Annotated in this window: 25 protein-coding genes; 16 read left to right on the top strand and 9 right to left on the bottom strand. The window is 64.6% G+C overall.

The genetic code is table 11. The annotated features are described in order from the left end of the window. The first annotated feature begins 61 nt into the window (after positions 1-61). The 6 genes from AVKW3434_RS17640 to AVKW3434_RS17615 all read left to right on the top strand — a co-directional run bounded on the left by AVKW3434_RS17640 (position 62) and on the right by AVKW3434_RS17615 (position 7,866). Positions 62-994, top strand: a complete 933-nt coding sequence (locus AVKW3434_RS17640) for a Bug family tripartite tricarboxylate transporter substrate binding protein (protein ID WP_502869115.1) — start codon at positions 62-64, stop codon at positions 992-994. Positions 995-1,102: 108 nt separating this feature from the next. Beyond that, positions 1,103-2,062 carry a Bug family tripartite tricarboxylate transporter substrate binding protein gene (locus tag AVKW3434_RS17635; protein ID WP_284406876.1) on the top strand — a complete coding sequence of 320 codons (960 nt, stop codon included), beginning with the start codon at positions 1,103-1,105 and terminating at the stop codon, positions 2,060-2,062. 8 nt (positions 2,063-2,070) lie between these two features. After that, complete coding sequence (locus AVKW3434_RS17630) at positions 2,071-2,973, top strand: amidohydrolase family protein (protein WP_284406875.1); 903 nt, start codon at positions 2,071-2,073, stop codon at positions 2,971-2,973. 73 nt (positions 2,974-3,046) lie between these two features. After that, a complete protein-coding gene (locus AVKW3434_RS17625) occupies positions 3,047-3,976 on the top strand; it encodes an SMP-30/gluconolactonase/LRE family protein (RefSeq protein ID WP_284406874.1) in 930 nt (309 codons plus the stop codon). Between the two features lie 187 nt (positions 3,977-4,163). Then, positions 4,164-6,419 carry a catalase/peroxidase HPI gene (gene katG / locus AVKW3434_RS17620; protein WP_284406873.1) on the top strand — a complete coding sequence of 752 codons (2,256 nt, stop codon included), beginning with the start codon at positions 4,164-4,166 and terminating at the stop codon, positions 6,417-6,419. A 166-nt stretch (positions 6,420-6,585) separates the two neighbouring features. Then, positions 6,586-7,866 (top strand): NAD(P)/FAD-dependent oxidoreductase, encoded by a 1,281-nt coding sequence (locus AVKW3434_RS17615; protein WP_272569444.1) that lies wholly within the window; start codon positions 6,586-6,588, stop codon positions 7,864-7,866. Positions 7,867-7,948: 82 nt separating this feature from the next. On the opposite strand, the gene AVKW3434_RS17610 is transcribed toward AVKW3434_RS17615, so the two are convergent. Further along, positions 7,949-8,851, bottom strand: a complete 903-nt coding sequence (locus tag AVKW3434_RS17610; RefSeq protein ID WP_284406872.1) for a hypothetical protein — start codon at positions 8,849-8,851, stop codon at positions 7,949-7,951. Positions 8,852-9,017: 166 nt separating this feature from the next. Continuing rightward, positions 9,018-9,563 (bottom strand): PAS and helix-turn-helix domain-containing protein, encoded by a 546-nt coding sequence (locus tag AVKW3434_RS17605; RefSeq protein ID WP_272569447.1) that lies wholly within the window; start codon positions 9,561-9,563, stop codon positions 9,018-9,020. Between the two features lie 78 nt (positions 9,564-9,641). Here AVKW3434_RS17605 and AVKW3434_RS17600 point away from each other — a divergent pair, with 78 nt between their 5' ends. The 3 genes from AVKW3434_RS17600 (at position 9,642) to AVKW3434_RS17590 (ending at position 11,877) form a co-directional block, all read left to right on the top strand. After that, positions 9,642-10,454 (top strand): CoA transferase subunit A, encoded by an 813-nt coding sequence (locus AVKW3434_RS17600; protein WP_284406871.1) that lies wholly within the window; start codon positions 9,642-9,644, stop codon positions 10,452-10,454. Position 10,455: 1 nt separating this feature from the next. Continuing rightward, a complete protein-coding gene (locus tag AVKW3434_RS17595) occupies positions 10,456-11,097 on the top strand; it encodes a 3-oxoacid CoA-transferase subunit B (protein ID WP_284400194.1) in 642 nt (213 codons plus the stop codon). A gap of 270 nt (positions 11,098-11,367) precedes the next feature. Next, positions 11,368-11,877, top strand: a complete 510-nt coding sequence (locus tag AVKW3434_RS17590) for a chemotaxis protein CheW (protein ID WP_272569450.1) — start codon at positions 11,368-11,370, stop codon at positions 11,875-11,877. Between the two features lie 162 nt (positions 11,878-12,039). Here the strand turns inward: AVKW3434_RS17590 and AVKW3434_RS17585 are convergent, their stop codons facing one another. Next, positions 12,040-13,344: a GNAT family N-acetyltransferase gene (locus AVKW3434_RS17585; RefSeq protein WP_502869114.1), complete on the bottom strand. Its 1,305-nt coding sequence runs from the start codon at positions 13,342-13,344 to the stop codon at positions 12,040-12,042. 249 nt (positions 13,345-13,593) lie between these two features. Here AVKW3434_RS17585 and AVKW3434_RS17580 point away from each other — a divergent pair, with 249 nt between their 5' ends. Both AVKW3434_RS17580 and AVKW3434_RS17575 read left to right on the top strand, forming a co-directional pair. Continuing rightward, positions 13,594-15,246 (top strand): NAD+ synthase, encoded by a 1,653-nt coding sequence (locus tag AVKW3434_RS17580; RefSeq protein ID WP_284406869.1) that lies wholly within the window; start codon positions 13,594-13,596, stop codon positions 15,244-15,246. A gap of 62 nt (positions 15,247-15,308) precedes the next feature. Continuing rightward, the gene (locus tag AVKW3434_RS17575) at positions 15,309-15,647 is read left to right on the top strand and encodes a P-II family nitrogen regulator (RefSeq protein ID WP_092743842.1); all 339 of its coding nucleotides are present in this window, start codon (positions 15,309-15,311) and stop codon (positions 15,645-15,647) included. Between the two features lie 70 nt (positions 15,648-15,717). Here the strand turns inward: AVKW3434_RS17575 and AVKW3434_RS17570 are convergent, their stop codons facing one another. The 6 genes from AVKW3434_RS17570 to AVKW3434_RS17545 all read right to left on the bottom strand — a co-directional run bounded on the left by AVKW3434_RS17570 (position 15,718) and on the right by AVKW3434_RS17545 (position 19,201). Next, a complete protein-coding gene (locus AVKW3434_RS17570; RefSeq protein WP_284406868.1) occupies positions 15,718-16,314 on the bottom strand; it encodes an LOG family protein in 597 nt (198 codons plus the stop codon). Continuing rightward, a complete protein-coding gene (locus tag AVKW3434_RS17565) occupies positions 16,307-16,702 on the bottom strand; it encodes a diacylglycerol kinase (protein ID WP_284406867.1) in 396 nt (131 codons plus the stop codon). The genes AVKW3434_RS17570 and AVKW3434_RS17565 overlap by 8 nt, the downstream gene beginning before the upstream one ends. Positions 16,703-16,764: 62 nt before the next feature. Next, positions 16,765-17,283: an RDD family protein gene (locus AVKW3434_RS17560; protein ID WP_284406931.1), complete on the bottom strand. Its 519-nt coding sequence runs from the start codon at positions 17,281-17,283 to the stop codon at positions 16,765-16,767. Positions 17,284-17,317: 34 nt separating this feature from the next. After that, positions 17,318-18,172 carry a DUF3106 domain-containing protein gene (locus AVKW3434_RS17555; RefSeq protein ID WP_284406866.1) on the bottom strand — a complete coding sequence of 285 codons (855 nt, stop codon included), beginning with the start codon at positions 18,170-18,172 and terminating at the stop codon, positions 17,318-17,320. A gap of 16 nt (positions 18,173-18,188) precedes the next feature. Then, the gene (locus AVKW3434_RS17550) at positions 18,189-18,635 is read right to left on the bottom strand and encodes a DUF3619 family protein (protein ID WP_272569458.1); all 447 of its coding nucleotides are present in this window, start codon (positions 18,633-18,635) and stop codon (positions 18,189-18,191) included. After that, a complete protein-coding gene (locus AVKW3434_RS17545) occupies positions 18,632-19,201 on the bottom strand; it encodes an RNA polymerase sigma factor (RefSeq protein WP_272569459.1) in 570 nt (189 codons plus the stop codon). Before AVKW3434_RS17545 ends, AVKW3434_RS17550 begins: the two co-directional genes overlap by 4 nt. Positions 19,202-19,486: 285 nt before the next feature. On the opposite strand from AVKW3434_RS17545, the gene AVKW3434_RS17540 reads away from it, so the two are divergent. From AVKW3434_RS17540 to AVKW3434_RS17520, 5 genes are all read left to right on the top strand, one after another. Continuing rightward, positions 19,487-21,274 carry an acetolactate synthase 3 catalytic subunit gene (locus tag AVKW3434_RS17540; RefSeq protein WP_284400174.1) on the top strand — a complete coding sequence of 596 codons (1,788 nt, stop codon included), beginning with the start codon at positions 19,487-19,489 and terminating at the stop codon, positions 21,272-21,274. A 143-nt stretch (positions 21,275-21,417) separates the two neighbouring features. Beyond that, complete coding sequence (gene ilvN / locus AVKW3434_RS17535) at positions 21,418-21,909, top strand: acetolactate synthase small subunit (RefSeq protein ID WP_092743827.1); 492 nt, start codon at positions 21,418-21,420, stop codon at positions 21,907-21,909. A gap of 63 nt (positions 21,910-21,972) precedes the next feature. Beyond that, a complete protein-coding gene (gene ilvC / locus AVKW3434_RS17530; RefSeq protein WP_272569461.1) occupies positions 21,973-22,989 on the top strand; it encodes a ketol-acid reductoisomerase in 1,017 nt (338 codons plus the stop codon). Between the two features lie 196 nt (positions 22,990-23,185). Continuing rightward, on the top strand, positions 23,186-24,019 hold the full coding sequence (gene pssA, locus AVKW3434_RS17525) for a CDP-diacylglycerol--serine O-phosphatidyltransferase (RefSeq protein ID WP_272569462.1): 834 nt from the start codon (positions 23,186-23,188) through the stop codon (positions 24,017-24,019). A 208-nt stretch (positions 24,020-24,227) separates the two neighbouring features. Continuing rightward, positions 24,228-25,766, top strand: a complete 1,539-nt coding sequence (locus AVKW3434_RS17520) for a 2-isopropylmalate synthase (protein ID WP_284406930.1) — start codon at positions 24,228-24,230, stop codon at positions 25,764-25,766. Positions 25,767-25,862 lie beyond the last annotated feature (96 nt).

The raw sequence follows: 25,862 nt of genomic DNA, 5'->3' as shown, positions 1-25,862 counted from the left end.
GAGTTTCGAAACCAGAAGGCTGGCAGCGCCGGTGCGCAAGGCGCTGGCGGTTGCGCTGTGCATGGTGTCCGCCACCTGTTTCGCGCAGGCCGGTGGCTATCCTTCCAAGCCCGTGAAGCTGGTGGTGGGATTTGCGGCAGGCGGCCCCACCGACGTGGTGGCCAGGGCGTTTGCTGACCACGCCAGCCGCGCGCTGGGCCAACCATTCATCATCGACAACAAGCCGGGCGCCAACACCATCCTGGCTGCACAGGCGGTGGCCAGCGCGCCGGCCGATGGCTACACGCTGCTGTTCGGTGCGACCAACCACACGATGATTCCCGGGCTGTACAGCAACCGGGTGAAGTTCGATGCGGTGCGCTCCTTCCGTCCGCTGTGCACGGTGGCGACCAGCCCGACGGTGCTGGTGGTCGGCCCGGGCCTGCCGATGAAGTCGCTGGCCGATTACATGGCCAAGGCCCGCAAGGAGCCCGGCCGCATCACTGCAGGAACGGCTGGCATCGGCAGCTCGGGCTACTTCGCGACCGAGATGTTCGCCCGCGCCAACGGCCTGCAGCTCAACCATGTGCCTTACAAAGGCGCCGCACCGGTGGTAACGGACCTGATGGGCGGCCAGCTCGACAGCTCTTTCGCCACGCTGGGCTCGGTCCTGCCGCAGATCCGCAGCGGCAAGCTGACGGCGTTGGCCGTGGCGTCGCCACAGCGTTCCGGCCTGCTGCCCGACGTCGCCACCTTCGCGGAATCGGGGGGCGGCAACTACTCGGCCGACGCGTGGTACGGCGTGCTGGCGCCCGCCGGCATTCCCGAGCCGGTCGCGCAGGCGCTGGAACGCGTGGCCGCTGACTTCGCCAAGAGCGAGGCCGCTGCCGAAAAACTGCGTGGCCTGGGATTGGACGCCGAGTCCACCTGTGGCGCTGCCTTCGTGGCGCGGGTCGGGCGTGAAGTGGCCACCTATACGCAGATTGCCCTCGACCTGAATCTCAAGGCCGACTGACCACCGGCGTGCCTTCCAACGCAACTGTCCAGGGCCCGGGCCGCGTGGCTCGCGGCGGGTTGCGGTTGCTTTTTCTCTGTCGCTTTGCCATTCGAACCAGGAGACCTCATGCGTGCTTTTGTCATCTCCCCCCTGATCGCCGCCTGCGCCCTTGCAGCCACCGTGGCACATGCCGCTTTCCCGGACCGCCCGATCACGATCGTCGTGCCCTACGCCCCGGGCGGTGCTGCCGATGCCGTGGCCCGTGTGCTGGCCACGCGCATGGGCGCCCGGTTGGGTGCCAGCGTGATCGTGGACAACAAGGCCGGCGCCAGCGGCACGATCGGCGCGAGCTATGTGGCCAAGGCCACTGCCGACGGCTACACCATGCTGTACGACGCCACGCCGTATTCCATCAATCCGCACCTGTTTCCCAAAATGCCTTATGCCAGCACGGCGTTGCAGCCGCTGTCCCTGGTGCTGCTGGCTCCGAACGCGCTGATCGTGAAGGCCGACTCGCCCTTCAAAAACGTGAACGACCTGATTGCCAAGGCGAAAGCCGAGCCTGGCAAGCTGAACTTCGCGTCGGGCGGCAGCGGCACCGTGCAGCGGCTGGCGGCGGAGCTGTTCCGCCAGAAGCTGCAACTGGACATGGTGCATGTGCCCTACAAGAGTGGTGGCCCCGCCATCGCCGATGTGATGGGCGGGCAGGTGGACTTCATGTTCGGCACCATCGCGGCCTCGTACCCGCTGGTGTCGGGCGGCAAACTGCGTGCACTGGCGGTATCGGCCCCCGAGCGGTCCAAGCGCCTGCCCGATGTGCCCACGGTGGCCGAGACCGTCATTCCCGGCTATGAGGCCTATGAATGGAACGGCGTGTTCCTGCCCGCGGGCACACCCGAGCCGGTGGCCGCCAAGCTGCAGCAGGCACTGATCGAGGTGCTGAAGGAAGACGAGGTGAAGCAGCGCCTCGCGGACCTGGGTGCCCAGGCGATCGGTTCCACGCCCACGGAGTTCGTCACCTTCCTCAAGAAGGAAGACGCCAAGTGGGGCGAGGTGGTGCGCAAGGGCGACATCAAACTGGACTGACGGCCACCATGCACCTGCCTGCGATTCCCGCACCAGTGCCTCATTCCGTGGGGGTGAGCCGCCCGTCGCGCTTGCTGCCCGCGATGGCATGCGACAGCCACATGCACATTTTCGATCCGCGCTTTGCACCGTCGGTGCACTGGAAGCGCTTGCCGCCCGATGCGCCGGTGGCGGCCTACCGGCGGCTGCAGCGGCGCCTGGGCACGGCGCGTTCGGTGGTGGTGACGCCTTCCACCTATGGCACGGACAACGCCTGCACGCTGGATGCCCTGGAGCAGCTCGGCGACACCGCGCGGGGCGTGGCGGTCGTGGGCGCGGGCGTGAGCAATGCCGAACTGGGACACCTGGCCGCGCGCCGCGTGTGCGGCCTGCGGGTGAACTTCGTATCGCCGCAGTCCTGGGGTGCGACCACGCCCGAGATGCTCACCACGCTGGCGAGCCGGGTCGCGCGCCATCCGCACTGTGGTGGCTGGCACATCCAGGTCTTCGCGGATGCGGAGCAGATCGTCGCACTGCGGCCGGTGCTGCAGGCGTTGCCCGTGCCGTTGGTGATCGACCATCTGGGCCGCATCGACCCGGCCGAAGGTCCGTCCGCCCAGGCCTACGGCGTGCTGCGCCGGCTGCTCGACGGGGGCAATACCTGGGTCAAGCTTTCCGGTGCCTACATGCGTTCCACGGCGCGAGGCCCGACCTATGCCGACACGCTGCCTCTGGGCCGCGCGCTGGTGCAGGCCGCGCCCGAGCGGCTGGTGTGGGGCAGCGACTGGCCCCACACCACCGAGCCGCCCGGCACGGTGAACGATGCCGATCTGGTGGATCTGCTGCACGCCTGGACAGGGTCGCAAGCCGCGGCGATGGACCGCATCCTGGTGGACAACCCTGCGCAGCTGTACGGGTTCGAAGCCGTCTGAAAATCGCATTCCGTTTCCCACCCTGGCCCAGCATTTCGCCGGGACGGGTCCTTCTTCAAAGAAAGCCGATCCCATGTTCTTGCTACAGGCCCCACAGGTCCGTGAACTGGAGCCGTTCACCTCGTTGCCCGATGCGTTCCGGCGCCCGGCGCGCAGCGCATGGGCCGATGCCAACCGCGGCGGCACCATCACCGATTCATTCCTCGAAGGCCCGGTGTTCGATACCGCCGGCCACCTGTACGTGACCGACATTCCATGGGGGCGCATCTTCCGCATCGACCCGCAGGGCGGTTGGAGCCTGGTCGCGGAGTACGACGGCGAGCCCAATGGCATGAAGTTCCTGGACGCCGGCACGTTGCTCATCACCGACTACAAGAACGGCCTGGTGCGACTGGATGTGGCGAGCGGCACCGTCACGCCTTACCTGGAGCGCCGCAACAGCGAGCGCTTCAAGGGCGTGAACGATCTGGTGTTCGATGCCGAAGGCAATCTTTACTTCACCGACCAGGGCCAGAGTGGCCTGCACGACGCGTCGGGCCGCCTGTACCGCCTGCGTCCGAACGGCCAGCTCGATCTGCTGCTGAACAACGTACCCAGTCCCAACGGCGTGGCGCTGTCGCCCGATGGCCGCGTGCTGTACCTGGCCGTGACGCGTGGCAATTGCGTGTGGCGCGTCCCGCTGTTGCCCGATGGGAGCGTGGCCAAGGTGAGCCAGTTCTTCACCTCCTACGGGCCGAGCGGCCCGGACGGCCTGGCGGTGGATGCGCAAGGCCGTTTACTGGTGGCCAATCCCGGCCTTGGCTGGGTCTGGGTGCTCAATGCCCGGGCCGAGCCGGTGCAGGTGCTGCGCGGTGTGGCGGGAAGCTCCACCACCAACGTGGCGTTCGGCGGTGCGGACCTGCGCACGCTGTATGTGACCGACTCCACCCATGGTCGTATTCTGCGTGCGGAAATGGAGGCATCGGGGCTGCCGCTGCACACCGGCGCAGCGCTCGACGGCTGATCCTGCCAGAGCAAGGAGCAGGGCGGGGAGAGCCATGCGACCGCCGCTTGCCGCGCGCTTGTTGGCGAGGGCTCGGGTGCGGCTGATCATTTCGAAAAACTATTCCAGGCATGTGATTAATTGCCTTTTCCGGCGGGAGCCTTTTCTCTAGCATTCACCCATCAATCAGCCGCAAGAGGAATGCCCCATGAGCCAAGAGACCAAGTGCCCGTTCCATGCCGCCGCCGTCAATGGTGGAACCCTCAACAAGGACTGGTGGCCCAACCAGTTGCGCGTGGATCTGCTGCACCAGCATTCGTCCAAGTCCGACCCCCTGGGCGGCAGCTTCAACTACGCCGAAGAGTTCAAGAAGCTCGACTACGAAGCCCTGAAGAAAGACCTGCGCGCGCTCATGACCGACTCGCAGGACTGGTGGCCGGCCGACTTCGGACACTATGGCCCGCAGTTCATCCGCATGGCGTGGCATGCCGCCGGCACCTACCGCACGGGCGACGGCCGTGGCGGTGCGGGCCGTGGGCAGCAGCGCTTCGCGCCGCTCAACAGCTGGCCCGATAACGTCAACATCGACAAGTCGCGCCGCCTGCTCTGGCCCATCAAGCAAAAGTACGGTCAAAAAATTTCCTGGGCCGACCTGCTGGTGCTGACCGGCAACGTCGCGCTGGAAACCATGGGCTTTCGGACCTTCGGTTTCGCCGGCGGCCGCGAAGACACCTGGGAACCCGACCTGGACGTGTATTGGGGCAGCGAGAAGACGTGGCTCGGTGGCGACGCTCGCTACGGCAAGGGGACGCCCGGCGACGGCACCTTGGTGGCCGACCCCGCCATGCACGGCCAGGAAACCGACCGCACGGACAGCCAGGGACGGAACCTGGAAAACCCCCTCGCAGCGGTCCAGATGGGCCTGATCTACGTAAACCCGGAAGGCCCCGAAGGCAATCCGGACCCGATCGCCGCTGCGCACGACATCCGCGAAACCTTCGGCCGCATGGCGATGGACGACGAGGAAACCGTGGCCCTGATCGCCGGCGGCCACACCTTCGGCAAGACCCATGGGGCCGGCGCGGCCGACCATGTGGGCGCCGAGCCCGAAGCCGCGGGCATCGAGCAGCAGGGCCTGGGCTGGGCCAGCAGCTTCGGCTCCGGCAAGGCCGGCGATGCGATCACCAGCGGCCTGGAGGTGACCTGGACCACCACGCCCGCGCAGTGGAGCAACAACTTCTTCGAGAACTTGTTCAAGTACGAATGGGAACTCACCAAGAGCCCGGCCGGGGCGCACCAATGGCAGGCCAAGAACGCCGAAGCCATCATCCCCGACGCGCACGACCCCGCCAAGAAGCGCCTGCCGACCATGCTGACCACCGACCTGTCACTGCGCATGGACCCGGCCTATGAAAAAATCTCGCGCCGGTTCCTGGACAACCCCCAGGCCTTTGCCGAAGCTTTCGCGCGGGCCTGGTTCAAGCTCACGCACCGTGACATGGGGCCGCGCGCGCGCTACCTCGGCCCCGAAGTGCCGAAGGAAGTGCTGATCTGGCAAGACCCCGTTCCCGCGGTGGACCATCCGCTGGTCGAGGCGTCCGATGTGGCGGCCCTCAAGGCGCAGGTGCTGGCCTCTGGCCTGTCGGTGTCCGAACTGGTGGGTACGGCCTGGGCTTCGGCATCCACCTTCCGCGGTTCGGACAAGCGCGGCGGGGCCAATGGCGCCCGCATCCGCCTGGCGCCGCAAAAGGACTGGGACGTCAACCAGCCGGCGCAACTGGCCCGGGTGCTCCAGGTGCTTGAAGGCATCCAGAGCGACTTCCATCGCGGCGCCGCAGGGGGCAAGCGCATCTCGCTGGCCGACCTGATCGTGCTGGCAGGTGCGGCGGGCGTGGAGCAGGCGGCCCAGAGCGCGGGCTTCGAGGTCACGGTGCCGTTTTCCCCCGGCCGTACCGACGCGCGGCAGGACCAGACCGATGTGGAATCGTTCGCCGTGCTCGAACCCGTGGCAGACGGTTTCCGCAACTACCAAAAGCGCCGCTACAGCGTGCCTGCCGAGGTATTGCTGATCGATAAGGCCCAGTTGATGACGTTGACTGCGCCCGAGTTGACGGTGTTGGTCGGCGGGCTGCGTGCGATCAACATCAATGCCAACGGAACCCGCCACGGTGTCCTGACCGCAACGCCCGGCGCGCTCACCAACGACTTCTTCGTCAACTTGCTGGATATGGGCACACAGTGGAAGGCCTCGGCCCAGGACCCAGGGGTGTTCGAAGGCCGCGACCGCAAGACTGGCGAGGTCAAGTGGACCGGCACGCGCGTGGACCTCGTGTTCGGCTCCAATGCGCTGCTGCGGGCGCAGGCCGAGGTGTATGCCGGGGCCGACGCCAAGCGCAAGTTCGTGGACGACTTCGTGGCGGCCTGGACCAAGGTCACTGAACTCGATCGCTTCGATCTGGCCTGACCTGCCGCGCCGGCTCTGCCGAGCCGGCGCGCTTTCTTCGGAAAAAGCCCGCGGCTTCGACCCCGTGGGCTTTTTTGCATCCGCGTGCGGCAAAGGAGTCCTTTTGGAAGCAGGGAACGCCCGCGCCCCCTAAACTTGCTGCATCGCACAAAAAGCGGGAGATGGAATGCATTTCGACATCGTGATCGTTGGCGGCGGCGCGGGCGGCCTGGAATTGGCGGCGCGCCTGGGCCGGGGCCTGGGCCCCCGGGTAGGGCGGGAGAAGGTGCTGCTGGTCGATCGCAGCCCATTCCATATCTGGAAGCCCACGCTGCACGAGGTGGCCGCCGGCACGCTGGATGCCCACCAGGAAGGGCTGTCTTACACCGTGCTGGCCCGGCGCAACCATTTCAGCTTTGCCATGGGCGAGATGGCGGCCCTCGACACCGAGCGCAAGGGCATCACCTTGTCCGAGATTCGCGATGCGCAAGGCGAAGCCGTGGTGCCCCGGCGCACCGTGAGCTACACGCGCCTGGTGCTGGCGATCGGCAGCGGCTCCAATGCCTTCGGCACGCCCGGCGTGGAGCACGCGTACCTGCTGGAGAACGTGCGCGATGCGCAGCGTTTCCATGCCGACTGGCTGGCCGCGTGCGCCCGCGCCTCGTTCTCCGAGAGCCGTGCGCTGGGCGTGGCCATCGTGGGCGGTGGGGCGACCGGGGTCGAGTTGTCGGCCGAACTGCTGGAGGCCCATGCCGAACTGCAGGAAAGCATGGGCGACGGCCAGCGCTTTCGGCTCGACATCACCTTGGTGGAAGGCGGCCCGCGCATCCTGGGCGGCTTGCCCGAAAAGATATCGGCCCAGGCCCGGCTGGCGCTGGAGCGCAAGCAGGTCAACGTGCGCACCGGCACGCGTGTGACCGAGGTGCGCCGTGGCGCGCTGGTCACCTCCGAAGGCAGCATTCCCGCCGAAATGATCGTCTGGGCCGCGGGCATCAAGGCCGCCGATGCCAACGCCCGCATGGGGCTGGCCGTGAACGGCCTGAACCAGTTCGTGGTGGACGACCGCCTGCGCACCTCGGTGCCCGGCGTCTATGCCTTCGGCGACTGCGCCGCCTGCCCGTGGGAGGGCGGCAAGACCGTGCCGGCGCGGGCCCAGGCCGCGCACCAGCAAGCCGACTACCTGGCCAAGGTGCTGGGCGCGATGCTGCGCGAGCGCGAGGTGACCGAGGCGTTCGTGTACCGCGACTTCGGATCGCTGGTGTCGCTGGGCGATAACAAGGGCGTGGGCAACCTCATGGGCGGCCTGATGGGACGCAACTTTTTCGTGGAAGGCCTCATCGCGAAGTGGATGTACATCTCCTTGCACTTGAACCACCACCGGGCCATCCTGGGCCTGGGCAAGACGGCCGTGCTCGCCCTGGCGCGGCTGCTGCAGCAGCGCGTGTCCGGACGGCTGAAACTCCACTGAGCGCGTGGGTTCAGCCGGGCGGGGCAGGCATGCCGGTTCCGAACCGGCCGCCCGCCACCGTTCTGCGGCCCTCCTGCGCGCCTTACTTGGGGGTATAGGTGATCTTCGTCACCTCGTAAGTCGAGGGCCTGCCGTTGGAGCTGGACGTGGCGATCTTAATCGTCCGGCCCTGGTAAGGGCCTTCTGCGACCACCCAGGTCTGGAAGTTGGCCACGGCGCGCCCGGTCGGTCCCACCGTGACGAAGTCGTTGTTGAATTTGCAGACGTTGAAGGTGCCCATGGCGGTCTGCAGCGACTCTCTGCCCACGTACGTGAACTGGTCTTCCACGGTTTCCGAATAGGAGCTGGGCGCCGAGCCCGCCTTGGGCACGATCGTGAACTGGTTCTTGTGGTCTCGCTGAACGGTCTGACCGGGCTGCATGTCCAAGGGCGTGGACACCGGTGGATCGTAGACCTGCGTCAGCACCTGGGTGGAGGTGTCGGAGACGACGCCGTACGCCAGTTCGCTGCTGGCCGTGCGGTCCCGAAACAGCCGGTTGTTGCCGAGGGAACCGGTGGACTGCGGCGTGAACATGACCGGTTTCGCGCCCGCGAAATCCTGCCGGCCTCCCGTCGTCGTCGTGCTGGTGGTGGTGAGGTCGGGTTGCCCGTCCATCTTCGTGAGTCCCTCTTCGACGAGCACGGTTCCCTCGTTGAAGTCCGCTGCGTTGTAGCAGGCGGCGGAGCTGCTGCTCGAAGGTGCGGGGGCTGGAGTGGGGGCCGGTGCCGGAGCGGGTGATGGTGCCGGCGATGGCGATGGCGATGGCGATGGCGATGGCGATGGGGCGGGTGCCGGCGTGGGTGCCGGCGCCGGGGTGCCGCCGGGCGGGGTGGTCACGTCGCCTCCGCCTCCGCCGCCGCCACACGCGGTCAGGGAGGCGGCGGTCAATGCGGCGAGGGCGGCGAAAGCGGCTACCGCGCGGAGCGAATGGGAACTGGTGGGCATGGTCTTGGAATGGGTTGCCCTCTGCGGCGCCGCGCACCATGCGCCGCACCGCTGACGGGCAGGTTGGGATGTGCAGACGGTATCCGCCACCCCTTTGCCGCGGTACCCCACCCAGGGAGCGCAGATGAAAGCAAGTGTTAGTAGGGGTATCCCTGATTGCCGGCCGTCATCCCGCCATCAGCTTCTGCACCAGGTCGGCCGCTGTGGAGGCTGCGTATTTGCGCATGAGGCGCGCGCGGTAGATCTCCACCGTGCGGTGGCTGATGTCGAGCGCGCGGCCGATCTCCTTGGAGGTCAGGCCGTCCAGTAGCCGCGCCGCCACCTCGCGCTCGCGGCCGGTCAGTTCGGCCTTGACGGACCGCTGCGAGCTGAGGTCTTCGAAACTCCAAATGCCCGATTCATGAGGGGCCTCGCGATTGAGCGCCCGGCCCGAGACATGGCACCAGAACACCTCGCCGCTGGCCCGCTTCATGATGCGGTTGTCGGCATAGTGGCCCCGCGCATTCAGGATGGGCTCCATGTGCTTGCCCAGGCGTTCGTATTCGTCCGCGCTGGGATAGAGAATCCGGAAGGACTGGCCGATCAGCACCTCGCGCGAGGCGCCGAACATCTCGCACACCTGGCGATTGCAATCGACCATGGTGCGGTTGCGCGAAATGACCAGACCCACTGGGGCCATTTCGAAAGCGAGGCGGTAATCGGCGACATCCATGGAAGTATTTAGGGAGAACTACGTAGCGGGGTACGTAGTATCGTAGCGGCCATCCAACCTGATGTTGAGGAGTCTCCAATGAACAAGCTTTTTCCCACCGCGGCCGAGGCGCTCAAGGGCGTCGTGGCCGGCGGCCAGATGCTGGCCGTCGGCGGCTTCGGGCTCTGCGGCATTCCTGAAGCGCTGATCGACGCCCTGCGCGACAGCGGTGTCAAGGACCTCACCGTCATCTCCAACAACGCCGGCGTGGACGGCTTCGGCCTCGGCAAGCTGCTGGAAACGCGCCAGATCAAGAAGATGATCTCTTCCTACGTGGGCGAGAACAAGGAGTTCGAGCGCCAATACCTCGCCGGCGAGCTGGAACTGGAATTCACGCCGCAGGGCACGCTGGCCGAGAAGCTGCGGGCGGGAGGTGCCGGCATTCCGGCCTTCTTCACCAAGACCGGCGTCGGCACCATGGTGGCCGAGGGCAAGGAACTGCGCGAATTCGACGGCGAAACCTATGTGATGGAGCGCTCGCTGGTACCCGATGTGTCGCTCGTCAAGGCCTGGCGCGCCGACAAGTCCGGCAACCTGCAGTTCCGCCTGACCGCGCGCAACTTCAACCCCGCGGCCGCCACGGCCGGCAAGGTCTGCATCGTCGAAGTGGAAGAGGTCGTGGAGACGGGCGACATCGCGCCGGACGATGTGCACCTGCCCGGCATCTACGTGCACCGCATCGTGCACAACCCCAACCCCGAAAAGCGCATCGAAAAGCGCACTGTGACCGCCGCGCCCGTCGATGCCGCCGCCGCCAAGGTCGAGGCCCAGGCCGTGATCGCGCAGGCCGCTGCCACCAGCGAAGCTATGCCCACGGTGACGGTGCCCGTCAACAAGAAAGAAGGAGCCTGAGATGCCCTGGACCCAAGACCAGATGGCCGCGCGCGCGGCACAAGAACTCGAAGACGGCTTCTACGTGAACCTGGGGATCGGCATCCCCACGCTGGTGGCCAATTTCACGGGCGACAAGGAAGTGTGGCTGCAGTCCGAGAACGGCATGCTGGGCATCGGCCCGTTCCCCACCGAAGACGCAGTGGACGCCGACCTCATCAATGCCGGCAAGCAGACCGTCACCACCATCAAGGGCTCTTCCATCTTCGGCAGCGACCAGTCGTTCGCCATGATCCGGGGCGGCAAGATCAACTTGTCGATCCTCGGCGCCATGCAGGTGAGCGAGAAGGGCGATCTGGCCAACTGGATGATCCCGGGCAAGATGGTCAAGGGCATGGGCGGTGCGATGGACCTGGTGGCCGGCGTCAAGCGCGTCATCGTGCTCATGGAGCATGTGGCGCGCAAGAAGGACGGCACCGAAGACCTCAAGATCCTGCCCCAGTGCACGCTGCCCCTCACCGGCGTGGGCGTGGTGGACCGCATCATCACCGACCTGGCCGTGATGGACGTCACGCCGAAGGGGCTGCAGGTGGTCGAACTCGCGCCGGGCGTGACTTTCGAAGCGCTGCAGGCCAAGACGGGCGTCACGTTGCTGCCGGCCTGAGGCCGTCCTGTCGGCACGCCGGACAGGGCCGGCAGCCGGCCCGGTTCTTGAAGGCCCCCGGGCTTCCCGCCGTCCCGCCGCAGGAAGCCGCCACCAGCGCTGCCCAAGCCCGAGGGCAGGCCGTTGCTAGCACAGCAATGGCCTTCTTTGAATAGGTGAAATCGGCTAAATGTCAGCACAAGTAACAGCGCGGCTGATATGCTGGCCCATTGCCGCGCGCGCCAGACGGTCGTCTGCGCGTGCTGAACCCTGATCTGTGAAGGACCTGCCATGCTGTCGACCCCCGCTTCCGCCTCTCCCCGCCATGCCACGGGTGCCGCCGCCAACGCAGCGGAGTACCTCACCTTCCGTCTGGGGCAGGAGGAATACGGCATCGACATCCTGCGCGTGCAGGAAATCCGCTCGTACGAGCAACCCACCCGCATGGCCCACGCGCCGGACTTCATCAAGGGCGTGATCGATCTGCGCGGCGTGATCGTCCCCATCGTCGATCTGCGGCTGAAGCTGCGTTGCGCGCAGGCCGAGTACACCGATTTCACGGTCGTCATCATCCTCAACGTGGGCGGCACGGTGATGGGCGCCGTCGTGGATGCGGTGGCCGACGTGGTTCCCCTTCAGGCCGAGGCCATCCGGCCCGCGCCGCAGTTCCAGGGCGAGGTGGACTCGGCCTTTGTGACCGGCATTGCCAGCGTCGGCGAGCGCATGCTCATCATGATGGACATCGAATCCCTGCTCAGCAGCGCCGAGATGGGGCTGGTGCGCTCGGCTGCCGTGGCGTAGCCCGCTGCCAAGGTCAGCAGCGTTTGCTATATTTTTTGTAGCGATATGCCCTAGTGGATATTGCGCTGGAGGGGCTTTTGGCTCCTGATCCCGGCGGGCTGTGCCGCCGCCACGGGCTCAGTTCTGGCCGGGTCGGGCGCCTGCGCTTTCACGCGCTTCGGGTCACCGGCCCGTCTTGAACGGGTTGCGCGACTGCAGCTCCTCCAGGTACTGCGCCACGCCTTCTCCCTCGCGTTCCAGGAACCGGTCCACGGCCTCGGCAAAAGCGGGATGGGCGAGCCAGTGGGCGCTCGTGGCCTGCACCGGCAGCAGGGCCCGCGCCATCTTGTGTTCGCCCTGAGCTCCGCCCTCGAAGCGCTGCACGCCGTGCGCGATGCACCACTGCAGCGGCTGGTAGTAGCACGCCTCGAAATGCAGGCAGTCCACCCGCTCCAGCGCCCCCCAGTAGCGGCCGAACGCCACCAGTTCCGGGTCTTTTGTGCCTTGTGCCCTAGTATCGTTTGCCCCGACTGCTATCAAACTGCTAGCAATGGGGTGGCCGCCGCGTTCGGCGATGAACAGCACCCAGGCCTCGGGCATGTCGGTGGCCATGCGGGCGAAGAATTCGCGCGTGAGGTAGGGCGGGTTGCCGTGCTCCAGGTAGGTGCGCTCGTAGCAGCGATAGAAGAAATCCCAGTCGGCTGTCGTGATGTCGGTGCCCCGCATCCAGCGAAACGCCACGCCCGCGTCAGCTACCCGGCGCCGCTCCTGCCGGATCTTCTTGCGCTTGTCCTGCGACAGACTCGCCAGGAAATGGTCGAAGGATTCGAACGGCCGTTCGCCGGCAGGCGAGGGCGCTTCGCCGCTCGCGTCGGCCATCCGCCCGGGCCCCTCGCTCCCGGACGGGGGCGCCGCGTTCGTCCAATGGAACTGCACCGTGTGCCGCAGCATCAGCCCCGCCGCCTGCGCGGCCTCGACGTCCTGCGGCGCGGTGAACAGCAGATGCAGCGACGACAGGCCCGCCTCGTCGCACCACTGCACCAGCGCCCGTACCAGCGCATGCCGCGCCGCCGCGTCCACGGCCAGCAGCCGCGCGCCGGGCACGGGGGTGAAGGGCACGGCCACGACGGCCTTGGGGTAGTAGTCCATGCCGTGGCGCGCATAGGCGCCCGCCCAGCCCTGGTCGAACACGTACTCGCCGTAGGAGTGCGGCTTGGCATACACCGCGCACGCGCCCTGCAGCACCTCCTCCCGCCAGAGCGTGCAGAACACGGGCGTCCAGCCGGTTTCCGGCACCGCGCTGCCGCTGCTGTGCAGCGCCGCAAGGTAGGCGTGGCGCATGAAGGGGGTGGCGTGGGGCTGGGCGGCCAGGAGCGCGTCCCAGGCATCGGCGTCCACGTCGTCGGGAGACGGATGCAGGCGCAGGACGTAGGCGGTATCGGCGGGTTGGGACAAGGCGGCGTGCGGTCGTTGGAAGGTGGCCGCCATCATGGCCCAAACCGGGCTGCGCCGCCGCGGGGCGGGTATGGCATCCACACCGGCCCGGGTGCCTAAAAAGAGGGCACGGGGACATTCCTTCAGCCCTGATAAGGACTTAGGCTCGCCTTACAGGGCAAGCCACGACTTATCCACAGAGTTTTCCAGTGCCCGCGGGGATAACGCAGGGCCTTGTGGCACCAGGTGCTGCCGTGCGTGACACGGGTGACATAATCGTCCGAGTCCTTTTTCCATCCCCGTATGCCATTCGTCATCAGCGTCGCCCAGCTCAATTTCGTGGTGGGCGATCTGCCGGGCAATGCCCGCAAGATCATCGCCTGCGCCCAGCAAGCCCATGCGGCCGGCGCGCGCCTGCTGCTCACGCCCGAGTTGTCGCTGTGCGGCTATGCCGCCGAAGACCTCTACCTTCGGCCCGCCTTCCTGTCGGGTTGCGAGGGTGCGCTGGCAACGGTGGCGCAAGAAACGGCGCGATTCGAGGGCTTGGCCATCGTGGTCGGCCATCCGCAGCGGGCCGAAGCGGATGGCGAAGGCCTTTGCTACAACGCGGCCAGCGTGCTGCGTAACGGGGTGGTCGAGCAGACCTACCTCAAGCAGGAACTGCCGAACTACGACGTGTTCGACGAGCGGCGCTACTTCTTGCCGGGCGACGGCTCTTGCATCTTCGACGTGGAGGGTGTGCGCGTCGGCCTGCTGATCTGCGAGGACGCCTGGTTCGAAGGCCCCGCCCGCCGGGCGGCGCAGGCGGGGGCGCAGTTGCTGGTCACCATCAACGCGTCGCCGTTCCACCTGGGCAAGAGCGCCGAGCGCGAGCAGATCATGCGCGAGCGGGTCACGGAGACCGGCCTGCCGTTGGTCTATGCCCACCTGGTCGGTGGCCAGGATGAGGTGCTCTTCGAAGGGCGCTCCTTCGCCCTGCAGTCCAACGGTTTCGTGGCCGCGCGTGCGCCGGGCTTCGAGGAAGCCTGCTTTCCGGTCCGCGTGGACGTCGCGCAGGGTGCGATCGAATTGAAGGCCGAGGTCGCGCCGCTGCCCGCGCTGGAGTCCGATCTGTGGAGCGCGCTGGTCATGGGCGTGCGCGACTATGTCGGAAAGAACAGCTTTCCCGGCGCGCTGCTGGGGCTGTCGGGTGGCATCGATTCCGCGCTGGTCCTGGCCATCGCCGTGGATGCGCTGGGCGCCGACAAGGTGCGCGCCGTGATGATGCCCTCGCCCTACACCGCGGACATCAGCTGGATTGACGCGCGCGACATGGCCGAGCGCCTGGGCGTTCGATACGACGAAATCTCGATCGCCCCGCAATTCGAGGCGTTCAAGGCCGCGCTGGCCCAGGAGTTCGCCGGCCTGCCCGAAGACACCACCGAGGAAAACCTGCAGGCGCGCATCCGCGGCACGTTGCTCATGGCGCTGTCCAACAAATTCGGTGCGGTGGTGCTCACCACCGGCAACAAGAGCGAGATGGCGACGGGCTACTGCACGCTCTATGGCGACATGGCAGGAGGCTTTGCCGTCATCAAGGACGTGGCCAAGACGGCCGTGTTCTCGCTGGCGCGCTGGCGCAATGCCAACGACCCCTTCGGAACCGGCGCGCAGCCCATTCCCGAACGGATCATCACGCGCCCGCCGAGCGCCGAGTTGCGCCCCGACCAGAAGGATCAGGACAGCCTGCCGCCCTACGAGGTGCTCGATGCGATCGTCGCCCGGTACATGGAGAACGACGAGCCCATCGATGCCATCGTGCAGGCCGGCTACGACCGGGCCGACGTGGAGCGCGTGACGCGCCTCATCCAGCTCAATGAATACAAGCGCCGCCAGGCGCCGGTGGGCATCCGCATCAGCCGCCGCAGCTTCGGCAAGGATTGGCGCTATCCCATCACCAACCGTTTCCGGGCGTGAGCGATCGACGACGACGCGGCCTTGAGCATCCCTCGCATTTCACCTTTCCAGGAGTTTCCGCCATGAAAATGATCACCGCCGTCATCAAGCCCTTCAAACTCGAAGAAGTCCGCGAAGCCCTGGCCGAGTGCGGCGTGACGGGCCTCACCGTCACCGAAGTGAAGGGTTTCGGCCGCCAGAAGGGCCACACCGAGTTGTACCGTGGCGCCGAGTACGTGGTGGATTTTTTGCCCAAGGTGAAGGTGGAAGTGGTCGTGAAGACCGACGACGTGGACCGTTGCGTGGACGCCATCGTCAACGTGGCGCGCACGGGCAAGATCGGCGACGGCAAGATCTTCGTCACCGCCGTGGAGCGCGTGGTGCGCATTCGCACGGGCGACCTGGACGAAGCCGCCGTCTGATGGTCGATGCCGCGCCTGGGTGGCAGCGCGGTCGTTGCCGGTAGGCCCGGCGAGATTCACCCCCGGCGCATCAGATCACCGTCCGCAGTGGAACCGGTTGCGCGGTCTGCGTGCCGGCGGCCTCGACCAGGGACTGCAGGAGGCTTTCGCGGTTGGAGGAAGCCGTCATCAGCCCCATCTGCCAGTCGCTCATGAGCCCGCTGGCCACGCTGGTTTGCAGAAATGCCAGCAGCCCGTCGTAGTAGCCATCGACATTCAGCAGGCCGATGGGCTTGTCGTGGTAGCCGAGTTGGCGCCACGTCCACACCTCGAACAGCTCTTCGAACGTTCCGATGCCGCCTGGAAGGGCCAGGAACGCGTTGCAGCGCTCGGCCATCATGGCCTTGCGCTCGTGCATCGTCTCGACGATGTGCAGTTCATCGCAATCCCGGTTGGCCAGTTCCTTGTCCACGAGCGCCCGGGGAATCACGCCCAGCACGCGACCACCCGCGCGCCGTGTGGCCTCGGCCACCGTACCCATCAGGCCGCTGCGACCGCCGCCGTAGACCAGCTGGCCGCCATGGCGGCCGATCCATTCGCCGACGGCGATGGCCGATTCGGTGAACAACGGGTTCTCGCCCGGGCGCGAACCCAGATAGACGCACAGGGAAAAAGACGGCTCAGCCATGGAAAAACCTCTGAAACAGGGCTGCAGCCCAGACGCCTGAGCACAGCAACACACTCAACAAGACGGCAGCGCTGCCCATGTCCTTGGCGCGCTTGGACAAATCGTGCAGCTCGGGACCGATGCGATCGATGGCGGATTCGATGCCGGAGTTGAGCAGTTCGGTGATCAGCACCAGAACCACCGTGCCGGCGAGCGCCGCAACCTCCAACCAGCCACGGCCCAGCCAGAATGCTGCGGGCAGCAGCACGAAGGCCATGCATGCCTCCAGCCGAAAAGCCTTCTCGCCCCAGCCGGCCTGAAGGCCCTGCAACGAATACTGTCCGGCATGCCACAGGCGATGCAGGCCGGTGCGGGCTTTGTGGGGGTGGGGTGTGAAGGGGGCAGACATAGGCCAGGCATTTTCGCCGGCCTGTGTGGCAGATATCGCATCCGGCAAAAGAAGTTGTCGGCTTACTTTTTGGCGTGTTCGAAATGCACGAGCCGCGTGCCGGCCCAGATGTCGTGCCAGAACTGCCGCTCCGGCTGAAAGCGGCTCAACAACGCCCAGACCGCCACCCATCCCAGCAGCATGACCGCCGACTCGCCACCAGACAGCTGGAACGGCGCCATGGCCGCCAGCGGCGGCAAAAACCACAGCCAGCTCAGCGCGTAACGCGCGAGGGCCCGGGTCTGCGTGATGGGCCGTCCCAGCCGGTCCACGACCCTGATGTGCCAAGTCTTCATGGCCAGCGTCTGTCCTCTGGCCCAGAACCAAACGAAATAGATGCCGAAGACAACGAAAAGAAATCCCTGGAGCGCATGGCGGTTGTCCAGCGCATTGCGTGTCTGGCTGAGCGTGCCGAAAAGATAGCCTGCAATGAACACCACTCCGAACATCAGCATGCCCTCGTAGAGCCAGCAAGCCATGCGACGGCGCAGCGAAGGGGTCGTGCCGTTCATCGCGGCGCGGGAAACGTCATGGCTGGCCATGGTGCTCTGAGACGGAGAAGCAGACATGGCGGTATCACTGAGGCGGGTGGAGCGGGGTGTTGTCCTGGGGCGGGGCGGCAGGGGGGGCTGCCTCGGCGGCCACCGGCTCTGCGCCGCTCAGTGGCGCCAGGGGCGAGGGAACAGCGATCGGCACCGAAATTGGGGCCGTTTCCACTGGGGGCGCCACACTGGCCGCGGGGACCGATACCGGCAATGCCTGGGTCGGATGGAACTCGCTCACCGGTGGAATCTTGGGGGGATTGGGCCGGTTCGCATTCGCCACCGCGGCGGCGGGAACTCGGGCCAGCTTGCGAGGGGCCACGGGCCGGATCGCCGTGGCTGCACCGGTGGGCCGAGGGGCCGCACGGGCCGCCAGTTGCTTTTTTTCCTCGGTGGGAAGGGCTTGGTACGCCTCCCACTGGGCCCACTTGTCATCCACGGCCAGTTTCTTGGTGGCGGCGTAGTTCAAGCGGGCCTGACTGCGCTGCTGAAGGCTGAGGTTGGCCCAGTCGGCCATGCGCCCCAGCATCTTTTCGCGCTCTTGCGGCGACAAGGTGGGAAAGCTCGCCGACAGCGTGATCCAGCGTCGTTTTTGCGCTTCGCTGAGCAGGTTCCAGCGGGAAGCGAGGGGGGCGAGCGCTTCCTTTTGCGCGGCCGTCAACGATTGCCATGCAGGCCCCGAGCCCGCGCTGTCAGGGTCCTGAACCCGAAGCTCCGGCCCGCGGGCTGTGTGTTTGCTGGCCAGCGCCTCGGCCGGCATGGGCGCCACCGGTGCCATTCCCACCTGTGTCCAGGCTTGCCAGCCGCCCGCGACGAGCGCGCCCAGCAAGACAAAAGCCAGCACGGCGGCTGGCATCAGGCGGGGGGCATCCAAAGGGCTGGTGGGCATGCAATCTGCAATAAGGTCAGTGGGTTGGGTTGGCGGACGTCTTGAGGAATTGAAGGAATCCCGGATCGGCATAAGCGGATGGCGGAAGATCGTCCGTGAGCAAGGCGGCGTCCACCTCTGCCACTTCGTTCACCCCTTTTTCGTCCTGCGAGACATTGATGACGACCAGCCCAACGAGCAAAGCGGTGATCGGAACGGCCGACACCAGTGCGCGCCACCAGCTGCCGCCCTCGCCACCCCAGCCCAGCACCGCGCTGTTGCCGGACGCCAACACGGCGGGAGCCGTCTGTCGCACCGGCGCCACCACCTTGCGTTTCGCAAGGGCCTGCACCCGTGCAGCACGGAGCCGTTCGGAAATATCGTAGGGAAGCTCGGCCGTGCCATCGGAGAGACGCGCCGTCACACGGCGTGCAAAACGCTCTGCGGCAATCTCCGCAGGATGGGGTGAGGACTGGTAATTCATAGTTCGATTCCTTTCGCCTTCAGTGCTTTGCTGAGGGTCTGGACGGCACGAAAACAGTGCGTTTTGACGCTGCCCTCCGAGCAGCCCATCGCAGCCGCCGTTTCTGCAACGTCCATCTCTTCCCAGTAACGCATCAAAAACGCCTCCCGTTGACGGGCCGGCAACTCTTGAATTTCCGCTTCGATGTCATGAAAAACCTGGGCACGCCTGACCAGATCTTCCGCGCTTTGGGCTGTCTCGCCTCCTTCGGGACCCGAATAGGCTTCCAGTAGATCGAAATCTGCACCGTCTTCTCCCGGGCCTTCGAAGTCGCTCATGCTGGAAAACAACGCATTGCGTGTCTTCTGGCGCCGAAACCAGTCCAGCGTGCAGTTGGACAGAATGCGCTGAAAGAGCATGGGCAACTCGGCCACCGGCTTGTCACCATAGTGCTCGGCCAGTTTGAGCATGCTGTCCTGAACGATGTCCAGTGCCGACTCCTCATTGCGTACGTGATAGAGCGAGCGTTTGTAGGCCCGCTTTTCTACGCTTTTGAGGAAGTTGGAGAGTTCTTGTTCGGTAGCCAAGACAAAGGTGCCCGCTGATCGGGGCTTGGGGTTCGTTGGCGACAAAGGCCAGCGCGTGGATTGCCGAGTTTATCGCATCGACTTCAAGTCTTTTGGGCCTGCCGTGCCCAGAATCCATGTTGCAGTGCCATAATCCGGCCTGCAATTCAAAAGGCAAACGGGTTTCGGTCCGGCGCAGCAATCATCTCGCCCATGTCCGAAGCCTCAAGTTCCAAGTCGGCTCCACAAGAGTCCGCACGAGGGGCACCCAAGGTTTTTCGTTAGAGAAATTCGCAAAGGTTGATCATGGAAATCTCCAAGGCCGAAATCACTTCGGCGGCCGCTGCCACGCAGGGCGCTTCGCATTCCCCGTCCCAGGACCTCATGGGGTCCGAAATCCTCATCAAGTCTTTGCAGGCCGAAGGCGTGCAATTCATCTGGGGCTATCCGGGCGGCGCGGTTCTCTACATCTACGACGCGCTCTACAAGCAAGAGACCATTCAGCACGTGCTCGTGCGCCACGAGCAGGCTGCAGTGCATGCTGCCGACGGCTACGCCCGTGCCACTGGTGAAGTGGGAGTCGCCCTCGTCACCTCCGGCCCCGGATTGACCAATGCAGTGACCGGAATCGCCACGGCCTACATGGATTCCATTCCCATGGTCATCATCTCCGGACAGGTGCCTACGGCCGCGATCGGGCTGGACGCCTTCCAGGAGTGCGATACCGTGGGCATCACGCGCCCCATCGTGAAGCACAATTTCCTCGTCAAGGATGCCCGCGATCTGGCCATGACGATGAAAAAGGCCTTCCACATCGCCCGCACCGGCCGGCCTGGTCCGGTGGTCGTCGATATCCCGAAAGACGTCTCCTTCAAGAAGGTGGCCTACAACGGGTATCCGCAGAGCGTCGAAATGCGCTCCTACAACCCTGTTCGCAAAGGACACGGCGGCCAGATCCGCAAGGCCTTGCAGTTGCTGCTGACCGCCAAGCGGCCATACATCTATACGGGTGGTGGCGTTTTGCTGGGCAATGCAACGCAAGAGTTGCGCACGCTGGTGGACATGCTGGGTTATCCGGTGACCAATACCCTGATGGGATTGGGCGCCTACCCCGCGAGCGATCGCAAGTTCCTCGGCATGCTGGGCATGCATGGCACGATCGAAGCCAACAACGCCATGCAGAACTGCGACGTGCTGCTGGCAGTTGGCGCACGGTTCGATGACCGCGTCATCGGCAACGTGAAGCACTTCGCGCAGAACGACCGCAAGATCATCCATATCGACATTGATCCTTCGAGCATTTCCAAGCGCGTCAAGGTCGATATTCCCATCGTTGGCGACGTCAAGGATGTGCTGACGGAGCTGATCACCATGGTCAGCGAATCGAGCACGCGGGCCGATGCCGGTGCCTTGGCTGCCTGGTGGGACACGATCGAAGGCTGGCGCAAGCGCGAATGCCTCAAATACGATCGCAGCAACAACGAGGTGATCAAGCCGCAGTACGTGGTCGAAACCCTCTGGAACATGACCAAGGACGCCGACACCTATGTGACCTCCGACGTGGGGCAGCATCAGATGTGGGCGGCTCAATACTACCGATTCGATGAGCCGCGCCGCTGGATCAACTCCGGGGGGCTTGGCACGATGGGCGTGGGTATTCCTTACGCCATGGGCATCAAGCTGGCCAAGCCGGACGCCGAAGTTTTCTGCATCACGGGCGAAGGCTCGGTGCAGATGAACATTCAGGAGTTGTCCACCTGCCTGCAATACAACACGCCCATCAAGATCTGCGCGTTGAACAACCGTTACCTGGGCATGGTGCGGCAATGGCAGGAAATCGAATATTCCGGCCGGTACAGCCACAGCTACATGGATGCGTTGCCCAACTTCGTGAAGCTGGCAGAGGCCTATGGCCACGTGGGTCTGTTGATCGAACGGCCGCAAGACGTGGAGCCCGCGTTGCGTGAGGCGCGCAAGCTCAAGGACCGCACGGTTTTCATGGACTTCCGCACTGATCCCACGGAGAACGTGTTCCCGATGGTTCAGTCTGGCAAGGGCATTACCGAAATGCTTTTGGGATCGGAAGATCTTTAAGCCTAATCGCTCTTCAGCGCTTTGCCATAAAGCGTTTCCAGCTATTCTTTGAATAGCAATATCTCCAACGACGAATCTATTGCCTGCCGAGCTTGGCGCTTACCAGCGCCAGGGGAGGGCAGCGAAAAGAGGAATCTGCACCCATGAAGCACATCATTGCCGTCCTGCTGGAAAACGAACCCGGCGCGCTGTCCCGCGTCGTCGGCCTGTTTTCCGCACGGGGCTACAACATTGAATCGCTGACCGTGGCTCCCACGGAGGACGCGTCGCTTTCGCGCATGACGATCCAGACCACGGGGTCCGATGACGTGATCGAGCAAATCACCAAGCATCTGAACCGCCTCATCGAAGTCGTGAAGGTGGTCGACCTGACCGAGGGCGCCTACACCGAGCGGGAGCTCATGATGGTGAAGGTGCGTGCCGTCGGCAAGGAGCGCGAAGAGATGAAACGCATGGCGGACATCTTCCGCGGCCGAATCATCGACGTCACCGAGAAGAGCTACACCGTCGAGCTGACGGGAGACCAGTCCAAGAACGATGCGTTTTTGCAAGCCATCGACCGCACCGCCATCCTGGAAACCGTGCGAACCGGCGCCAGCGGCATTGGCCGCGGTGAACGCATTCTGCGTGTCTGATCCATTCCGCTTATTTCCTCACCTTTTTTCAACACCCCCTCATCGATTCAACCTGGAGCCAACATGAAAGTTTTCTACGACAAAGACTGTGACCTGAGCCTGATCAAGGGCAAGACCGTGGCCATCATCGGCTATGGCTCGCAAGGGCATGCCCATGCGCAAAACCTGAACGACAGCGGCGTGAAGGTCGTGGTTGGCCTGCGCAAGGGCGGGGCCTCGTGGGACAAGGTCGGTAAGGCTGGCCTCAATGTGCTGGAAGTGAACGAAGCGGTGAAGGCTGCCGACGTCGTCATGATTCTGCTGCCCGACGAGCAGATCGCCGAGGTCTACACGAACAATGTGGCACCCAACATCAAGCAGGGCGCATCGCTGGCCTTCGCGCACGGGTTCAACGTGCATTACAACCAGGTCGTGCCCCGCGCTGACCTGGATGTCTGGATGGTGGCTCCCAAGGCTCCCGGCCACACCGTGCGCAACACCTACACCCAAGGCGGCGGCGTGCCCCATCTGGTGGCGGTGCATCAGGACAAGTCCGGCAAAGCCCGTGACCTGGCCCTGTCTTACGCCATGGCCAATGGTGGCGGCAAGGCCGGCATCATCGAGACCAACTTCAAGGAAGAGACCGAGACCGACCTGTTCGGTGAACAGGCCGTGTTGTGCGGTGGCGCGGTCGAGCTGATCAAGATGGGTTACGAAACCCTGGTCGAAGCCGGCTACGCTCCTGAGATGGCTTATTTCGAGTGCCTGCACGAGCTCAAGCTCATCGTGGACCTGATCTACGAAGGCGGCATTGCCAACATGAACTACTCGATCTCGAACAACGCCGAGTTCGGCGAGTACGTGACCGGCCCGGAAGTGATCAATGCCCAGTCGCGCGAAGCCATGCGCAACGCCCTGAAGCGCATCCAGAACGGCGATTACGCCAAGATGTTCATTCAGGAAGGCCGCCTGAACTATCCATCGATGACGGCTCGCCGCCGCAACACGGCCGACCACAGCATCGAAGTGGTGGGCAACAAGCTGCGCGCGATGATGCCCTGGATCGCCAAGAACAAGCTGGTGGACCAGACCCGCAACTGATCGCCGCCGCGTGCCTGCGGTCTCGGCCGTGGGCACCAAGATTGCAGAGAGGCCACTTCGGTGGCCTTTTTCTTTGGCTTCTCGTGGTGTGTGCAGGCACTACACTCCGCTGTCCGCCGATCGCAGGGATCCGGCAGAGGTACTCTAATTTTGATAGCTGTTTGCGCTGAAGGCGTGGGCGCTGGAGGTTCATTTGATGCACGAGGGCAATGATTTCGCCAATGACACGCCCCTGGTGGTGCGCAAGCGGCGAAAAGGCATCTACATACTGCCCAATCTGTTCACGTTGGCGGCGCTTTTCGGGGGGTTCTATGCCATCGTAATGGCCATGAATGGCCGCTTCGACCTTGCGGCCGTCGGTGTGTTCTGCGCCATGGTGCTCGACAGCTTGGACGGGCGCGTGGCCCGGATGACCAATACGCAGAGTGCCTTTGGCGAGCAGATGGACTCGCTCTCCGACATGGTGTCTTTCGGAGCAGCGCCAGCACTCATTGCCTATGAGTGGGCGCTGAAGGGGCTGGGACGCTGGGGATGGATCGCCGCTTTCGTTTATTGCGCCTGTGCGGCCCTGCGATTGGCCCGTTTCAATGTGAACACCGGTGTGGTGGACAAGCGGTACTTTCAAGGCTTGCCATCGCCCGCCGCCGCCGCATTGGTGGCCGGCTTCATCTGGTTGTTGACGGAACTGGGTGTGCGCCGCGGCGAAACGGGCTGGATGAGCTGGTCGCAGGTGACGTGGACCATGTTCGGCTTCACGCTGTATGCGGGCCTCACGATGGTGACCAATGTTCCGTTCTACAGCTTCAAAGACATCCAGATGAAAAAAAGCGTGCCGTTCGCCGTGATCGTTTTGATCGCGCTGGGCATCGCCATCATCAACATCCACCCACCCACCGTGCTGTTCAGCGTGTTCGTGCTGTATGGCCTGAGCGGATACTTCGTCTATGCATGGCGCAAGGCGAAAGGTCAGCACAGCAGCGTGATCAGCATGTCCACCGACGAGCCGGACGAACGGGGCCTGCACAAGTGACTGCGCCGCTGCGTGAGGCTGGTGTGCTACATTGCGCCGCATGAAAACGTTGGCACTGCCGCTGCTATCGCTATTCGCTTTCGGGCGGAGACGGTAGCGCACAGGCGCTCTTCTTGCAAAAAGGCCCGTATGCATCCGCAGCGGGCCTTTTTGCTTGGCGTGCCAGAATTTCAACGTTGCGGACCCCCACCATCTCTGGAGAAACACAATGGCAGACAAGCTGATCATTTTCGACACCACGTTGCGCGATGGCGAGCAGTCGCCCGGCGCATCCATGACCAAGGACGAGAAGCTGCGCATTGCGCGCCAACTGGAGCGTCTCAAGGTCGATGTGATCGAAGCGGGGTTTGCTGCCAGCTCCAACGGGGATTTCGAGGCGGTGCAGTCCATCGCACAAGCCATCAAGGATTCGACCATCTGCTCCCTGTCCCGAGCGAACGATCGCGATATTTCGCGTGCGGCGGAAGCGCTGAAGGGGGCCAACAGCGCGCGCATCCACACGTTCATTGCGACGAGCCCGCTGCACATGGAAAAGAAGCTGCGCATGACGCCTGAGCAGGTGCTGGAGCAGGCCAAACAGTCGGTCCGATTCGCCCGCAACCTGATCGGCGACATCGAGTTCAGCCCGGAAGACGGCTACCGCAGCGAGATGGATTTCCTGTGCCGCGTCCTGGAAGCCGTGATTGCAGAAGGAGCCACCACGATCAACGTGCCTGACACCGTCGGCTATGCGGTTCCCGAGCTGTATGGCAACTTCATCAAAACCCTGCGGGAGCGGATTCCCAACAGCGACAAGGCCATCTGGTCGGTGCATTGCCACAACGATCTGGGTATGGCGGTGGCCAACTCTCTGGCGGGCGTGAAGATCGGTGGTGCCCGCCAGGTCGAGTGCACGATCAACGGGCTGGGCGAGCGGGCAGGCAACTGCTCGCTGGAAGAGATCGTGATGGCCGTCAAGACGCGCAAGGACTACTTTGGACTGGAGCTGGGCATCGAGGCCCAGCACATCGTGGCGGCAAGCCGCATGGTCAGCCAGACCACGGGGTTCGTCGTGCAGCCGAACAAGGCCGTGGTGGGCGCCAACGCTTTCGCGCATGCCAGCGGCATCCACCAGGACGGCGTGCTGAAGGCCCGCGACACCTACGAAATCATGCGCGCCGAGGATGTGGGCTGGTCTGCCAACAAGATCGTGCTGGGCAAGCTGAGCGGCCGCAATGCCTTCAAGCAGCGTTTGCTTGAATTGGGCGTGCAGCTTGACAGTGAAACGGATGTCAATAGCGCCTTCGCCAAGTTCAAGGAACTGGCAGACCGCAAAAGCGAGATCTTCGACGAAGACATTCTGGCGCTGGTCAGCGGTGAAAGTGCTGCCAACGAGCAGGAGCAATACGGCTTCGTGTCGTTGTCGCAGCACAGCGAAACCGGCGAGCGCCCGCAGGCCACCATCGTCTTCACGGTGGGCGGCAAGGAGGTGCGGGGCCAGTCGGACGGCAATGGGCCCGTGGATGCTTCACTCAAGGCCATCGAGTCGCACGTCAAGAGCGGAGCCGAAATGGTGCTCTATTCGGTCAATGCCATCAGCGGTTCGACGGAGAGCCAGGGGGAGGTGACGGTGCGGCTGCAGAACAGCGGCAGGGTGGTGAACGGGGTGGGCGCAGACCCCGACATCGTGGTCGCGTCAGCCAAAGCCTACATCAGTGCGTTGAACAAATTACAAAGTAAAGCCGATCGAGTCGCCGCACAAGGCTGACCATCGAATTTATAATTCATTCACTTTATTGAAAGGTCGCGCAAGGTATTGATCTTGCGCGACTTTTTTCGATTCTGTACACTGACAAACACTATT

It is taken from the genome of Acidovorax sp. SUPP3434, from assembly GCF_030159015.1.
Taxonomy (GTDB): Bacteria; Pseudomonadota; Gammaproteobacteria; order Burkholderiales; family Burkholderiaceae_C; genus Paracidovorax.
Note: the sequence above shows the minus strand (reverse complement) of the source record. Positions and strands in the feature narration are given on the sequence as shown.